Origin of the sequence: Leptospira kemamanensis (assembly GCF_004769665.1) — a bacterium.
GTDB lineage: Bacteria > Spirochaetota > Leptospiria > Leptospirales > Leptospiraceae > Leptospira_A > Leptospira_A kemamanensis.
Window position 1 is genome coordinate 96,550 of record NZ_RQGG01000010.1, and the last position, 14,758, is coordinate 111,307.

Annotated in this window: 13 protein-coding genes; 4 read left to right on the top strand and 9 right to left on the bottom strand. The window is 40.3% G+C overall.

Annotated features, from left to right (window positions below):
- Positions 1 to 27: 27 nt before the first annotated feature.
- The 3 genes from EHQ59_RS03855 to EHQ59_RS03865 form a co-directional block, all read right to left on the bottom strand.
- Positions 28 to 390, bottom strand: coding sequence for a PilZ domain-containing protein (locus tag EHQ59_RS03855; protein ID WP_135617826.1), 363 nt, complete (start codon positions 388 to 390; stop codon positions 28 to 30).
- 79 nt (positions 391 to 469) lie between these two features.
- Positions 470 to 3,673 (bottom strand): efflux RND transporter permease subunit, encoded by a 3,204-nt coding sequence (locus EHQ59_RS03860; RefSeq protein WP_135617827.1) that lies wholly within the window; start codon positions 3,671 to 3,673, stop codon positions 470 to 472.
- Positions 3,674 to 3,683: 10 nt separating this feature from the next.
- Positions 3,684 to 5,546, bottom strand: coding sequence for a hypothetical protein (locus tag EHQ59_RS03865; protein WP_244245372.1), 1,863 nt, complete (start codon positions 5,544 to 5,546; stop codon positions 3,684 to 3,686).
- A gap of 123 nt (positions 5,547 to 5,669) precedes the next feature.
- Between EHQ59_RS03865 and EHQ59_RS03870 the strand changes: the two genes are divergently transcribed.
- Genes EHQ59_RS03870 through EHQ59_RS03880 form a run of 3 tightly spaced genes read left to right on the top strand, consistent with a single transcriptional unit; the run spans position 5,670 to position 9,395 of the window.
- Entirely contained in the window at positions 5,670 to 6,329 is a 660-nt protein-coding gene (locus EHQ59_RS03870) for a MotA/TolQ/ExbB proton channel family protein (RefSeq protein WP_135617830.1), read from the top strand.
- A gap of 11 nt (positions 6,330 to 6,340) precedes the next feature.
- A complete protein-coding gene (locus EHQ59_RS03875) occupies positions 6,341 to 6,982 on the top strand; it encodes an energy transducer TonB (protein WP_135617832.1) in 642 nt (213 codons plus the stop codon).
- Between the two features lies 1 nt (position 6,983).
- Positions 6,984 to 9,395 (top strand): fibronectin type III domain-containing protein, encoded by a 2,412-nt coding sequence (locus tag EHQ59_RS03880; RefSeq protein WP_135617833.1) that lies wholly within the window; start codon positions 6,984 to 6,986, stop codon positions 9,393 to 9,395.
- A 13-nt stretch (positions 9,396 to 9,408) separates the two neighbouring features.
- Here EHQ59_RS03880 and EHQ59_RS17980 read toward each other — a convergent pair whose 3' ends face one another.
- Genes EHQ59_RS17980 through EHQ59_RS03895 form a run of 3 tightly spaced genes read right to left on the bottom strand, consistent with a single transcriptional unit; the run spans position 9,409 to position 11,397 of the window.
- Positions 9,409 to 9,675: an LA_0364 family Cys-rich lipoprotein gene (locus tag EHQ59_RS17980; RefSeq protein ID WP_425270113.1), complete on the bottom strand. Its 267-nt coding sequence runs from the start codon at positions 9,673 to 9,675 to the stop codon at positions 9,409 to 9,411.
- Positions 9,672 to 11,084: a UTP--glucose-1-phosphate uridylyltransferase gene (locus EHQ59_RS03890; protein ID WP_135617947.1), complete on the bottom strand. Its 1,413-nt coding sequence runs from the start codon at positions 11,082 to 11,084 to the stop codon at positions 9,672 to 9,674. The genes EHQ59_RS17980 and EHQ59_RS03890 overlap by 4 nt, the downstream gene beginning before the upstream one ends.
- Before the next feature lies 1 nt (position 11,085).
- Positions 11,086 to 11,397 carry a hypothetical protein gene (locus EHQ59_RS03895; RefSeq protein WP_244245373.1) on the bottom strand — a complete coding sequence of 104 codons (312 nt, stop codon included), beginning with the start codon at positions 11,395 to 11,397 and terminating at the stop codon, positions 11,086 to 11,088.
- A gap of 167 nt (positions 11,398 to 11,564) precedes the next feature.
- On the opposite strand from EHQ59_RS03895, the gene EHQ59_RS03900 reads away from it, so the two are divergent.
- The gene (locus tag EHQ59_RS03900) at positions 11,565 to 12,476 is read left to right on the top strand and encodes an esterase/lipase family protein (RefSeq protein WP_135617835.1); all 912 of its coding nucleotides are present in this window, start codon (positions 11,565 to 11,567) and stop codon (positions 12,474 to 12,476) included.
- A 59-nt stretch (positions 12,477 to 12,535) separates the two neighbouring features.
- Here the strand turns inward: EHQ59_RS03900 and EHQ59_RS03905 are convergent, their stop codons facing one another.
- From EHQ59_RS03905 to EHQ59_RS03915, 3 genes are all read right to left on the bottom strand, one after another.
- Positions 12,536 to 12,979: a four-helix bundle copper-binding protein gene (locus EHQ59_RS03905; protein WP_135617836.1), complete on the bottom strand. Its 444-nt coding sequence runs from the start codon at positions 12,977 to 12,979 to the stop codon at positions 12,536 to 12,538.
- A 71-nt stretch (positions 12,980 to 13,050) separates the two neighbouring features.
- Positions 13,051 to 13,428: a hypothetical protein gene (locus tag EHQ59_RS03910; protein WP_135617837.1), complete on the bottom strand. Its 378-nt coding sequence runs from the start codon at positions 13,426 to 13,428 to the stop codon at positions 13,051 to 13,053.
- A gap of 48 nt (positions 13,429 to 13,476) precedes the next feature.
- The gene (locus EHQ59_RS03915) at positions 13,477 to 14,700 is read right to left on the bottom strand and encodes a TraB/GumN family protein (protein ID WP_135617838.1); all 1,224 of its coding nucleotides are present in this window, start codon (positions 14,698 to 14,700) and stop codon (positions 13,477 to 13,479) included.
- Positions 14,701 to 14,758 lie beyond the last annotated feature (58 nt).

Genomic DNA, 14,758 nt, shown 5'->3' on the forward strand with positions numbered 1-14,758 from the left:
TAAAAATCAAAATCAACAAGATCCAGATTACACTTCCAATCGATGGATGTGTTCTAACAAAAGTTTTTTATCATCCTCAAAGATTTGGTTGAATTCAAGTCCCACTTCATAAAAAGCACCTTCACCAAATTCTTCCAAACGAACCACTTTCGCTTTGGGATACAAAACATACTTCACGTCCGGAAAACGAAGTTCTAACTCCAACCTTGTCCCCAAAGACATAGGTTCTTTGGTGCGAAAGAGGAGTCCCCCTTCCGAAATGTCTTGTGAATCCCCTTCTCCTTTGTCACTCGGAAGGAACTGCGCAGAGCCTGCTCCCATTTGGATCACACGGTAGGTGAGATGGACTTTTTCAGAGATACGTTTGTAGATTCGGCGTTCGCTAGACATGATAGCTAGAGAACACCGAATTCAAAGTTTGGGCAAGTTTAAATTGAAAACCTAATCCCAATCCTGTTTCCGAAATTCATCAATCTTCCAAATCTTCAGGTCGAATTTCGTATTCAGGACGGAAAGCACCTTCGATTTTTTCTCGAATTCTGTCTATGTATCCAAAAACTGCAGGCACCACAATGAGTGTAATGAGAGTGGAAAGGATGAGACCACCGATGATGGCAATTCCCATCGCCGTTCTCGATTTCGAAGCTTCCCCAATTCCAAGGGCAATGGGAAGTGTTCCTGCAATCATCGCAAGGGATGTCATAAGAATTGGTCTAAGTCGTTTTGAACCAGCATCAAAGATAGCTTCGTCCCGCGACATTCCATGTTCCCGCATCGCAAGCATAGCATGGTCCACAAGAAGAATGGAGTTCTTAGCAACAAGACCCATGAGTAGAATGAGTCCAATCATACTAAAGAGGTTTAACATTTCACCAGTCAAAGCTAGGGCAAAAAAGGCACCCGAAATCGCCGGTGGAATGGCAAATAAAATCGTAATTGGCGTGATAAAGGACTCATAAAGAGAAGCTAACACTAGATAAATGAAGATAAGTGCCATTCCAAACGCTAAAACGATGTTTTGTAATAACTCTTTGAAGTCTTCAGACTGTCCCACGAAGGAATAAGTAATTCCAGGAGGTGGTGGTAGTTTTTCTTTCAAAATTTTCACGGCGGATTCAGAGGCAGAAGCAATGGCTCCCCCAGGTGCAAGGTTCGCATTGACTGGCACCACACGAGAACGATCTTCTCGGATGATCCTTGCTGGTGATGAACTTTCTTTTCCATCAGCAATGGCACTGAGAGGAATGAGACGGTTTTGAATATTCGGAACTCGTGTTTCGTAAAAGGAAGTTCGTAAATTTCTTTGGTCCTCTCGCAGACGTAATCTTACGTCATATTCAATTCCATTTTCTAAATACTTGGCAACTTCCCCACCTTCAATGTGGTAACGAAGTTCGGCTCCCATGACCCCGGCAACGACACCAACCGTTTGCATCTTGGCTCGGTTAGGCACCACTTGGAATTCTGGTTTTCCCGTTCTGTACGTTGTGTCCACATCGGTAAGGTCAGGGATCTTACGGAGTTCTTCCATCACCTTAAAGGAATAGGCTTCCAAATCTTTTAAGTTTTCCCCTTTTAAGTTGAGGTTAAACGGATATTGGACTCCACCACCGATCGCTGAGTAGTCGTTTACCTTAGGTCTTGCCTGTGGATACGCTTTTAACACATCGCGGATTTGGTCTTTCACATCCCCTGTGGTTCGTTTTCTGTATTCCGAAGGAAGGAGAGCCACTCCAATGGTTGCGATATTGGACTCTCCATCGGAGTTTCCAATCACTGTCGCCAGTAGTTCTAATTCAGGAACATTTTTGATGATTTCATTTTGGATTTGAGCGACCACTTCAGAAGTTCCATTCAATGAAGTTCCAGGAGCCATCTCCACATTCACCATAAATTCCCCTTGGTCATTTGGTGGGAGGAAGGTCTTTTTCACAAAGGCCAAGGAAAAAATACTAGTGATTAACGTTAAAAAGGTAAGAAGAATGACGGCCCATGGTTTTTTTAGGGCAAACTTCATGATGATGCCGTACATTCTGTCCAAAAAATCTTGGAATTTATCAAAGTAACGGAGAACTATATTTTTTTCTTTGTGGATATCGTTTTTCCCTGCAAAATAAGCAGATAACATGGGTGCTACGGTAAGACCATCAAAGAGAGAGATGATCATGGCAAACACCACTGTCAAACCGAACTGTTTGAAGAACTGACCTACAATCCCTGATAAAAATCCGATAGGAAGGAACACTGCAATGACTGTGAGGGAAGTTCCAATGACGGCAAGTGTCACCTCTTCCGTTCCTTTTCTTGCCGCGACAATGACAGACTCCCCTTCTTCGAGTTTTCGGAAAATGTTTTCCCTAACGACAATGGCATCATCCACAAGGAGTCCAACAGCAAGGGATAAGGCAAGAAGTGTCATCACGTTCATGGTAAAACCCATAGCATACATGATGATAAAGGCACCTAACATCGAGTTAGGTAGAGCCATCCCTGTAATCAAAGTGGAACGAACATTCCCAAGGAATAAATACACTACAAGGACTGCGAGAAAAATCCCAAGAATGATGGCGATCGTCACATCTTCAATATTGGCACGAATCCATTTGGATCCATCTCGGATGAGGATGACTTTCGGTGCACCTTTGTAGTCTTTGATTTGGTCATTGATGGTATCAATTTTTCCTAAAATACCATCCGCCACTTCCACCGTGTTAGCACCCGATTGTTTGTATACATCTAGGAAAAGTGCCTTTTTTTGGACTCTTTCTTTTTTGGGAGCATCGTATTTGAATAATAACTTTCCAATGATAGAAGGTTCTTCGTGTTCCTCTACTTTGATGGGTGCGTACAGTAGTCCCAGTGTTTGGCGGTCTTGTAATGTGTCTTTCACTTGACCGAGGTCTTTGACAAGAACTCCTCTTCCAAATTCACCACCAAAGGAAACAACTGTGTTTTCAATTTGAGATAAGGATTCGTATTTGGCTACTGTACGAAAACTGGTTTCTTTTTCGCCACCTTCCACTTTACCAGCAGGAATATTCACACCTGAGTTTTTGATTTGGTTCCCAATCGCGATGGCTGGGACTTGGTAAGAATTGATTTTATTTCGATCGAGCTCTATGTGAATTTCACGGCGAGATCCACCGATGATTTTCACTGCACCCACGTTGTTTACTTGTTCTAATTTGGTTTTGATTTTTTCTTTTGCCAAATCATAAAGTTCCCCTTCTGGCAAATCCGCAAACAAAGAGATTCGCATGATCGGTTGGTCCGATGGATCAAACCTTTGTACCAGTGGTTCTTTGGAAGCCTCGGGGAAAAGTGGTTTCACCCTTGCTGTTTTGTCCCGTACTTGTTGTTCGGCATATTTGATGTCTGTGGTCAAACTGAACTCGGCAAACACAAGAGAGATTCCCTCTTGGTTTCGGGAAGTGATTCGTTTGAGTCCCGAAATGGAACTGAGTTCTTCTTCCAAAGGTTTGGAGATAGAAGTTTCAATTTCTTCTGGGCCAGCACCTGGGTACACAGTGGACACCACAACAAAAGGAATGTTGATATCAGGGAATAAATCGACACCAATTCGTTTTAAGGAGATGTATCCTGTGATCACCATGATGATCACAAGAGAGGAAATAAAAATAGGTCGTTTGATCGAAAAGGAAGCAATACTCATGAATTTTTCTCTATTTTAGCAATTTGTACTCTTGTAAACAAGCGATACCGGAGCTCTCTCTGTAAGTAGACAGCAATGTTGACTTACTGTTCAACATTTTTGTACGATTTTCGAATTTTTCTTCTACAAAACTATCAGGACAAACGTCGCTTAATAAAAGAACAGAATCAAAATTTGTCCAATCTTTCCATCGAAACTTGTTGTCATTTCGTACCATTCCCTGTTTGTAGGTGCGAAGTTTCATCGCAAGGTCAAAGTCAGAAGCGATCAATCGTCCTCTCGTTTCATATTTCTCCTGGAAGTGGAAGGCATTGATGAGAATGTATTTTTTTTCAGGAGAAACATGTTCGGCAATTTCCCTTGCTGGTTGGAAGTCACTAGCATTCATCCCTCGATAACAAAACATTTTGGACTCATAAAACTTACCCGACAAAATCCCTTGTTCGTATAGAGAATTATAAAATACAAAACTGGTTGAGATCAGGATCACAGAAACAGAAGTAATTTTTTGGAACCTATGGTCTGCTAAATCATAAAGCCTTAAGATCCATAAAAAACCTACAAGACCAATGGCAGGGATAAATTGTAAAACATGCCTTGGTTGTTTGTTTCCTGTGGTGAGTTCCAAAATCAAAAGTTCTAAAAATAGAATGAATGTGCCCGCAACCAATGGGTCTTTGATTTTATTCCAAATGGTTTCTTTTGTGCGCACAAAAAAGTATAACAAAGACAAGGCTGAAAATAAAACTAGAGTTCGAAATCCCCAAATGAAATCAAAAACTCCAGGAACAGATGGATCTTTCCCAGGTTCTGTCCAAAGTGTAAGAAAAAAACTTCGGGTGTATGCATTTACAATCATTTGAGCATCAATCAGAGCGTTCACTCTGTCCGGATTCAAAAATAACCATACAAATGCAGGGAAAATCGCATAAACCCAAAGCACCACTGCAGTTTTTGGGAAAATCCTCTTCACAGCATCGCGATTACGGAATAAATAAACAGATAGGTCAACAAACAAAACAAAGGTGATTCCAAACATAAATTGTTTGAAGCTTTTTTGGTTGAGGTTGATTTTTGTCACCACTCGCAAAACTGGTAAGGAAAACACCATCAGGACAACAAATACCAAATATACAAGTCGAATGCCTCTCGCGTATTGTTTTAATAGATATAGCAGTACATCTTTGTATTTACCAGGAGACCTGATGAGTTCATAGGCAAAACATGCCATAAAAAACAAAATTCCATACGGATACTTGGTGAAGTAAAATCCAAATAAGGAAACAAAGACGAGCCATTTCGTTGTGCCATCAATCTCTCGTTCCCGATTGTCGGTGTCGTACAAACGGTAAATTGCATAAATGGAAAGTAAAAGGAAAAACATCGACTGAGTTTCCAACATGGAAGACAATGAATACGCTGGCACTTCCACCGTTTGAATGGTGAGGATAAAAATTAAGGTCGAAAAAAGTCCCGACCAAAAAAGAGACTTTGACATCCGGTAGGACGTGTAAACCAAACCTGGATACACTAAAATTAAAAAGAGCATCCCAAGGAAACTATCTCGATAGGTTTCGTATGCATCCATCGGCAAATACAAGGTAACAAATGTTAAGATGGAGCGAAGTGGTGGCCACGTCGGACTTTCTAAAAATGGCATCACTCCATAAAACCAATTTCCATTTCGAAAATCTACGTACTGGTCGAGTACTTGGTTCAGTCGTATGTTTTCATCCCAAGACAAAAAATCTTTGTTGGGACAAATTTGGAGAAAGGTCTCCCAAGATTTTGTAGCATAGAACACGACGAGAAATACACCGAAACCAATGAAAAGAACCCCAAAACTGTTCAGAAGAATGTTTTTTGCCTTCATACCAATCCTTGGAATCATTCTTTCTTTGGGGTGGAATTGGGATCAACCGAAGTTCTTTTTCTGTAAATTTTCTCTTTGATTGTTGTCCAAGGAATTGGATTCTGTCCGTTAGAAGGTTCCAAAATGCAAGAATTCGTAGACCTTGGGGAAAAAATCATCTTCCTCGTGATGTTACTCGCGAGTATCCTCGCCATAGCTGTATTCATCGAAAGGTTCATTGTTTATAAACGCAATTTTAACAAAGAATCGGAATCACTGCTTGATTCCCTCACTCTTCTCATTCGCCACCGTGATCTCAAAGGCACCGAGAAATTACTCGAAAGCCACCCAATGGAAAATTCTTACACTCGTTTCATTCATTTTGTTTTGGAACGAGAAAAAGAAAACCATAAGGGTCTGTCGGAACTTATGGAAGGGAAAATTCTGAAAGAAAAACTGAGTTTGGAAGAACGACTCCCCATCCTCAACACTCTCGGGAACAACACTCCTTTTATTGGATTACTCGGAACGGTTCTTGGTGTGATCAAAGCTTTTTATGGTTTGGGAACTCTTGGAAATTCTGGTGCAGAAGTGGTGATGCGTAGTATCTCAACGGCCCTTCTTGCAACGGCAGCAGGTCTTGCAGTTGCTATTCCAGTTGTAATGGCCAATAACTACTTCACTCGCAAAATGAAACTTGTGATTGGACAATTGGAAATCCTTTCCAAAGAAATCCATGCGAGTTTTATCACGAGTGGAAAACACAACCAATCTTCCAGTTCCACTCCCAATATCCATCATTAAACAGTAGTTTCATGAAATCATTTACATTGTTTTTACAATACAAACTCAGACGGTTCGGACTTTTCCGAGCCAGTTTATTTGTTTCTGTAAGTTTACATGTATTTTGTTATTTAGTGTATTTCATACTCACCTTACCTAGTGAAGCTGCCTTCCAGGAAACTTCTATGGAAGATGTAGATGTTTCCTTTGAAGAAATCCCACCAGAGCTCATAGGTGGAACTTCAAGCCCGGCTCCTGTGGAAAAACAAGAATGGGTGGAAGGCTCTAATAAAGACGCCGAAGACAAACCTGACAATTCTGACTTAAACCCAAACCAATTGTCTGGAAATGGAACAGACAAAGATGGATATTTGTTTTCCTTCAACGGCGACAGACCTCCGACTCCCATCATTGATTTTGATCTCAAAGCTTATTTCCCGGAAGCTGCCAAAGCTGCCAATATCAGCCAAAAGACTGTCGTTGTCATGGTCCAAGTAGACGAACAAGGTGTACTCCAAGGCGTAAAAATTGTTTCAGGTCGCGCTGGGTATGGATTTGATGAAGCAGCCATCCGAATCATCCAAAGAGCAAGATTTTCTCCTGGGTATGACAAGGGGAAACCTACACGTATGGCACATCGTTTGCCCATCAGTTTTGATTTAGAAGAGGATTAAAATGTTCCAAAACACAAAACAAAAAATTGCTCTTGGGAGTTTATTTTTTCTCACAGGGCTAATCGTTGTTAGCTTCCAATCAAAACCCATCACAGGAAAAACAGAAACCAAGTATTCGATTAAAAAACCTGGTTTAACTCCTGATCCTTTTGCACTTTACCAAAGTATTCCACCATTTGCATCGGAGCTCACTGCAGCGGATTTACCATCCAGTATAGACCTAAGTGTCGACTTCCCGATTCCCATGGACCAAGGAACTGGAAAAGATAATGTCGGTTATACGGTCGGGTATGGACTCATCTCTTATTTAGAAGCTGGGAAAAAAGGAATCCGAAATCTATCTTCCATTGGGCCTAGTTCTGCCAATGGACAAAAAGTCCTCTATTCTGCAAATTTCATTTACAACCAATTGAATAGTGGAAAAGACCAAGCAGTTTCCCTACTCGATGCTTTGGTTCTTGCGACTAGCAGAGGTTCTGTTCCTATGGAACAAATGAATGAAGGGAATACAAACCTTCGTGTTCGACCAAAAGCCAATATTGTGGAACATGGTCGAAAGGCAAGACTTGGCCGAATTTTTAAAATTGAACCACATGATCTTACCTCTGTCAAACTTGCCTTAACCGAAAAAAAACCAGTTTTAATTGGTTATTTGGTATATGAAAACTTTTTAGATCCAAAACCAGAGGCAGTGTACCAACAAGGATCTGGTGAGGTGTTAGGCGCTCAGTCCCTAGTTGTCCTCGGATTCAATGAAAAAAAGAAAGCCTTTAAAGTTTGGAATACTTGGGGCACTGGTTGGGGAGACAATGGTACGATTTGGATCTCTTATGAAAGTTTTCCAAAACATACAAAATCCATTTATGTAGCTGAGTCCGCAGAAGAGAACCAACTATTAACAGAATCCAAATTATTCAATGTTTTAGAATCTTTAGAATATGGAGAACACAATCTTTTCCCACCAAAAGAAGTGTATGCGTCTCGTGGTGATTTTTCTGACCGAATTCGAATCTCTTGGTCGAGCGAAAAACGAGCCATCGGTTACGAAGTGTACAGGAAACGAAAAATTGATACCAAATACCAACTTGTGGGTTTATCCAAACAACCCTACTTTGACGATTTTGGGATTCAAAAAAATACGGCTTACCATTACCGAGTCGCAAGTCTAGATGAAAACTATCTTTCCAAACCATCTCTTGACTCAAACGATGGTTATGCGTCTGAACCAACCAAACCAGCTGGAATTTTACCGGTTACAAACCTCCGAGCAAATGTAGCTCCCACCAATGATCGCATTGTGTTAGAATGGGACCTTCAATCCATACCAACTACTTACGTTGTTTACAAATGGAATGCGATGGCCCGGATTTTCCGATTTTTAGGCAAAACAGAAAGGAATACGTATACAGACCTGAAAGCAAGTCGGAACGGAGACAATGAAATTTACCAAGTGATTCCCGAACGTAACCAACTTGAAGGGGAAGCAAGTTATTATGTGTCTGCTCATCTAGATCCTTCTGAGGTATTAAAACCAAGACCGGAACATTTTACTGCTTCCAAAGGTTTGTATCCAGGAGTCACAGTTTTACAATGGGAAGGTTCTCCAAGCGCCACAGCATATCATATCTTTCGTAAAACCGATGGGAATTGGAAACGAATCGCGAAAACTACTGAGTTACAATACAAAGATCAAGATAGTTCGGGGAAAGAATCCTTTTATGTTGTCACTTCAGAGTTTGACGGAGAATTGTTTAGTTTTCCTTCGGAACCTGACCTTGGTTATGCGTCTCTTGTAGCAGGTAGGTCGTTACAATTAAAAGCACCAGAATTGGTTGTCACAGAAAATCGTAAGTCAGGTGAGTTTTGGTTTAGTTGGAACACAATTCCTAAAGTGACTTCTTATAAAATTTTGATGCGTAAAAAAAATGAGGAAGATTGGAGTTTGGTAAAAGAAACTTCGGATACCAATTTCAAATTACAAAACTTAGCAAAAAATCAATTTTACTTTTTTGTCATCCAATCCGTTCAAAAAGGTGTGGGAGAAAGTTTGTACTCTAAACCTGTCACTGCTGTTCTATCAGAAACTGTTCCAGATATCAAAAAGGTAAAAACCTTTGGTGAGTCCGCCATACAGAAGTTTATTGGTCCTTGGACTGCCATGTATTGGGATGGAAAAAACAAGGTAAAACCCGTTCGATTGTCCATAGAAGCAGAAGATGTGGATGGAAACATCATCATGAAATGGAACGAAAACGAAATCTTCCGTGGCAAAAATATAGTCGATTCTGATTTAATTGAAGAAAAAGGAAAATGGAAAATCAAACTTTCTCCCAGTTATGAATCTTTGTCGGGTGAGTTCGAAGATAAAGGACTTGTTCCCGAAAAAAGCCAACTCTCTTTCATACGCGAATGATTGAAACTCGAGTCTAAAAAATAGTTCCACTTTCACAATTTTTGCGACAGACTTTTTCTAAACCAAGACAACTGCTAGCAAGTGCCGCCAAATCAGCGTTACTGTATTCAGTAGCCCCAGTAGATACTCGATAAAAAACATCATTTCGAAGAAAACAAGCTCCTTCAATGGTGGAGCATTGATTTCTTTCATAACAAGCAGAACGAAAGGAAAAGGGAGAACCACATGAAATGGATAAAATCAATCCAAGGAAAAGGGAACAGAAACCCACTCGCATCATAAAACAATAGTTTCGTTTTCAAACTCTGTTTTGTTGAGGGAGGAAATCTTCTTTAGACTTCCTGACTTGTTTTGAAATTTCACTTTTCCTTTGATGGTTATCGGAATATCAAACAAGATCTCACCTTCCACTAACAATTCCTCACAGTAAAGTAAGGAAGGTAAGGCACCAAACAAAGCATCAAATTGTTGGATTTTTTTATAATGTTTTTCATCTAAAACGACCAATACTTCGCCAAGGCCTTTCTCTTTTCTTTCTTTGGCCATGGTCAAAGAATAATCTTTGTTTAGAACATAAGCATCAGAACGTCGGATCAAATAATCTTCCGTTTTTTTCACAGGTGCAAAACGGTCTCTTGGAATGATGATTCCTTTGAATTTAGAAAAATTGCCAACAGCACTGCCCATTGCAGTTTCTAATTGAATCACATCCTTTCCTTCTACTTGTTTTGGGTTCACAATGAGGGACAATGAAAAGTTTCCTTGTTGAAATCGTTCTTTTAAAGCACGTAAATTGATCCAAAGGTTGTTTGTGGAAAAGGTTCGAAATTTACCAAGCCCACTGAATTCGTGTTCATGTTCTTTTGGAACTTGAGCTGTTTCCAATAATTCATATTGAACCATTTTTCCACCAACTAACTTACGATAAATGGCTCCACCTTTTTTGTCAGCAAGGGTTTTCGGTGTCATCTCCATGGCAAAGTGGATATTTTCTTTCAGTAAAAAAGATACAATTTGAGGATCAACAGTTGCCCCTAAATTATCTCCATTGGAAAGAAAAGCGATTTCAAATCCTTTGTTTAATAACTCATCCAAAATACCTTCTTCCATCATAGTGAAATAGATATCACCGTGACCTGGTGGACACCAATTGTCCTTCTCGTGTTTGGTTTGGATAGGAGCAAAGGTTTTCGCATCTAAACGTGGGACTTTATGTTGTAAAAAACTAGAACGTAACGACTGTTTGAAGCCGTTTTGTTGTAACTCTTTTTGTGAATCCTCTTGTGTATTATAAGAATCCATAAAAAGAAGTGGCACATCAATTCCAAATTGACTTCGTAAGTATTCAATTTGTTTGGCCATGACCGATAAAAATGACAAAGAACCTTTGATGGGAATCAGAGACTTGGCTTTGTCAAGTCCCATACTGGTACCAAGTCCCCCATTCAATTTGATCACCACTAATTTGGAAAGTAGAGTTGCATCGAGTGGATAAGAAGCATGGATTTCTTCTAATGAAATTTCGTCTGATTTGGGATCTAAATCGCCAACCTCTTCCCAACGTACGATCCCTGTTTCTCCTTGGCGGACTGCATCCACTTTGGCGATAAAATCAGCGATAAACGCATCAGAGAGACCTGCTTCTTTCATAGTATCTCGGATCAATTGGTCAGAACTTTCTTTTTGCATTTCATTTCCCTTCATGTGGTTCCCCTAATTCAATCCGGTGGGGTTCGTCGGTGATTCCCGGATTCCAGAAAAAATAGACAAGGATATTGCGGCCGTCTGCTTTTGGGACAGCGACTGTCTCTTTTCTTTCGTATTTTGGCATAAACACTTCAAAATTGTACACCCAATACTTCCCTTTTTTACGAGAAATCTGTCGAATTCCTTGGCCCATGGGGTCTTTTCGCAAAAGTTTTCCGTACGGAAGTGGGTATTTTGTCTCCCAAATTTGTGGGAGTAACTTGGCTGCCTCATCATAAGTACCGGGACTAGCCAAAAGGTAGGACGGCAGTACCAAAAAAGAGAATAGGACGCACACCAATTGCAACATAACTTTCTTAAAGGCAATCCTATGTGAGTACGGTTATCGGTCAATTCAGGAATTCTTGGTCTCGCGTTTGATTTTCCTAGACAAGAATTGTGTCAGATTGAAACATTTAATTCATGTTTCGATTCATAGAATATCTGGAACGTTTTTGGGCCTTATTGTCATTTTACCTTCCTAGTCATGTAAAGGTGGATCGGAATCAGGATAAAAATATTCTCATCGTACCCGGTTTCAAAGCAGGCCGATCTTACTACGCAAGACTAAAATCCAACTTAGACAATTTGGGTTTCAAAGTGGGGATTTTGTCCACTTTACGAAATCCCAATTCTTTGGAAGAAGCAGTTGGGTACCTTGCCAATCAGATCTTAACAGCACCTAACGAAGTTACTTTGATTGCTCACAATACAGGTGGTCTTCTCGTTTTAATTTTACCAGATGAAGCAAGACGAAAGGTAAAACGACTGATCACCTTAGGGACTCCTTTTCATGGGTCGGATCGATTCACGAATACTAAGTACTCCTACTGGGGTTTTGAATCAGATTGGGTCAAAACCAATTATAAAAATGCATTATTTTTCCCATTGTTCCAACCACTTTCTGCCATTGAGGATTTCAGTTTCCCTCCGCAAGAGAGTACCGAGTTTGGACAAGGCCGAGATTTATGGTTTGATATTCCTGGGAACTACAACCTTGTTAGGCGAAACGAAAACATTCGTACCTTACGTGAATTTTTAGGAACACCTAAGGATAATATCAATATCACTCCAAGTCCAAAAGCAAACCCTGAATTCGCAGTTCCTAAAAAGATAGAAGTCGATTTTTCCAAATACGAACCTTCTGTTTACAAAAAGAACAAAGAAAGTCTGGCAAAAAAGAAATCATCTCCTAAGAAATCTAACGCACAACCGTCATCGACCAAGGCCAAACCTAACAATAAAATGGTGGCAAAGTCAGATCCTAAAGGGAAATCGAATCCGAAACCCAAAACGGTTTCCAAACCTAAGGCCCAAAAGAAAACCAAACGATAAAAAAAAAGCTGCCCACCAAACGATGGACAGCTTCTCTAATTCAAACGTTACGTTTTGAATTATACTTTTTTTAATTCTTTCACACAAGCAAGGCAACTATCTCGACACTCTTTGCAGACCGCGTGATGGTTGGCATGTTTGTCACATTCTTTGGCACAAGCCTCACAAACTTCGATGCAAAGGTTTGCCAGTTTTTTGGTGAAGGATGAGTTTTGGCTTGCGAGTTTCACAAAGGAATCACAAAGACTGATCACTTCGCGAGTGGACGCCGCACAAGCCGCCATCGCTTTTTCTCCTTTTCCCAGTTCTGTGAGACAATGGCTGAGACACACTTCTGCCGAAAGTTGGCAATGGATGGCTGCCATCATTGCTTTGGCATACTTGGATTTTCCAGCTGTCGGCATTGCCGAAGAATGGTCATGGTCTTCTGCGGAAAGTGTGGATAAAATTCCAGAAACAGCCACTGCCATTCCTGCTTTTTGTAATAATTCTTTACGGTTCATAATCAATTCCTTTGGTTTCATTTGATATAAAAGAGAAAATTTGGTCACCTAACAATATAGGTGTGCCTATCTCAAATCAAAAGTCGAATTGTAAGCATGGGTAAATAAGGAGGAAGTGCAGTTTGAGAGAGAAAAAACCGATTGGATCCATTGGAAAAGGATCGAAAAGAAACATGTGCGTTCGAAGTGGGCAACCATGTGACCATGGTTACACCAGGTTTCCCTATGGTGGTGGTCGAATCCGAAGAAAACTGGAGTGATTCTAAAACGATAGGACAATCACAACTCTCTTTTTCTTTGGCTTCACCCGTTTCTGTTTGGTGGCAAGGGGGAACGGATTTGGTTTGTACAAAGGAATCTGCGGATAAACAGACCCCAAAGAGGGAAGACTTACATCCCAAATACAAAAGAAACAATAGAATGAATCCTAAACTTGCCTTACGTTTCATACTTGTTCTCTTTCCCTTAGACGAACTCTTTCCCTTCAGAATACCTGTTTAAAATAAATTCTTCAAGCCTTTTCCTGCCACAAGAAAGGTTCCAATCGTAGATCCAATTTGGGGAAGGAAAAAGACCAAAAAGATATGGAGGACTCGGTTTTTCCAAAATCCCGTAAAGGTTTCGGAATCATTGGCGATTTGTTCAAAGTCTTCCACTAATGGTTTTCGTAAATACGACTCAGACAAAGCACTCACCCAACCCGCTTTGAAGATAGGAAGAAAGGTTCCGATCGGTGCCGTGATAAACGCAAGGATAATGGAGATGGGGTGAGCCAAAGCGATAATGGCACCCAAGGCAGCAAGGCCACCTTTGATGTAGATGAGTTTGGAAAGTAAATCCATCCCCGCTTCTCCACCTTGGGAATAGGTTGTATAACCAATCAGTCCCGCAAAAAAAGTGGGATACAATACCAAACTAAAACTGTCCCAAAATTTGCGTTTCGGAACTTCGTCTAACGGAGCTAATTCGTTCTGGTTCTCGATATTTCGTTCAATCCCAGCCAAGTGACCTGCACCAACAACAGCGACTACTTTTTTGACCTTTGGATCCAAAGTGGACAATCGAATTTTTTCTGCTAAGTATACATCTCTTTCGTCTATGATGACATTTTTGACGGATTCATATTTTTTTGGAATTTGAGAAAACAAATCTTTTAAGATATCATCCGACTTCATCTCTTCAATTTTTTCGTCAGTTACATCCTCTTTGACAAGAAGAGATGCAAGTAGAGCACTGAAGAGATACATTTTGGAAAAAAATCCGACATTGCCCCAAGAACGTTTGAGTGTCGTTTGGATTTCCCTGTCGACTGCAATCACTGGTTTACGAAGAGACCTTCCAAGAGTGATAGCTTTACGCATCTCATCTCCTGGTTTGATGTCTTGGTTTCCCATTTTCTTTTGAAAGGAAGAAAGGATGAGGCTTGAAAGTAATAACCACATCTTTCTTTCTTTGAATACTTTAAAGATATCTAATTTTTTAAGGTAGTCAGGGTCTTCGACTGACTTCATTCGCGATTCACATAACTCAACACAAATGACATCGGGTTTGATGTCGTGGATCATTTTTTCAACTTCTTCCACACTTTGTTTGGAAATATGGGCAGTTCCTAAAATATGGACTTCCGTTTTGTCAATGGTTTTAAATAAGTAAGGTTCTTTGGTTTTGAAACCTTTTTTGGTAGATTTTCTGGCAGGAGTAGTTTTTTTGATTGAACGCATAAGGAGAAGTGACTATCTATTATACCTAAATAACGGTTCCACTCTCTAGAAACAAGTA